General features: G+C 45.4%; 2 pseudogenes. Both read left to right on the top strand.

The features are described 5' to 3' along the window. A pseudogene (locus tag R7R78_RS25595) lies at window positions 1-320 on the top strand (cytochrome B6); the annotation flags it as partial. Continuing rightward, window positions 313-790, top strand: a pseudogene (locus R7R78_RS25590) (hybrid sensor histidine kinase/response regulator); the annotation flags it as partial. The pseudogenes R7R78_RS25595 and R7R78_RS25590, both read left to right, overlap by 8 nt.

Genomic DNA, 790 nt, shown 5'->3' with positions numbered 1-790 from the left:
AAAATGTTGGCGGCGCGATGATTCAACGCTTCGCTTACTTTGAGCACAAACCCGTGCAGAAAGACACAGGTCGCCATTTACTCACAACGGAAGGGGATGAGGGGTATTATTTCCGTGTTGCCAGTTTAAGAAACGTCGCATTAACGGGGCCGTATTTTCATAACGGGCAAGTGACCACCCTTGCTGAGGCCATTCAAATCATGGCACAAACGCAGCTTGGTATTACGATGAGTGATAGCAATATCGAAGACATCGAAGCGTTCTTGACGTCACTCAGCGCCCCAAGGCCAGTAATTTTAGAGGTGCTGGAAAATGAATAAGTTTAGGTTGGTCAATTCATGCTTACTTATTGCGATGCTGGTGGCGTGCACCTTTGCCTACATGGCTCACATTAACTCCAAGAGTACGCAACAACTTCATAGTGCGCTTTCTGAGGTCGGCCATCAGCTGATTGAAGAACGCGATGTGATTGTGAATCAGTATGCCATCAAGGAGCGAAAGAACTTCGAGCTCACTAAATCGTTGGTTGATATTGAAGTTGAAGCGGAAAAATTGGCTGATACCTTCGATAATGCCGTTTGGTTTCCCATCTCACCCAACCGCCAGAAAATACAACAGACGTTAGCCAAGTTTGAGCAACGGGTTATTCAAACCACTTCGCAATTAGACATGTTGATTGGGGTACAAGTCGAAAATCAATATGCCTTGCTGATGCTGTTGGACATCTATGAAGAGGAGTTTTCGACGCACATTGGTGAAACGCAATTAGACAAGCATTACGTCGAGTTTT

The sequence above is a fragment of the Vibrio sp. 2134-1 genome (genome assembly GCF_033339495.1).
The sequence above is the reverse complement of the archived record's forward strand: the minus strand, read 5'-3'. Positions and strand labels throughout refer to the sequence as shown.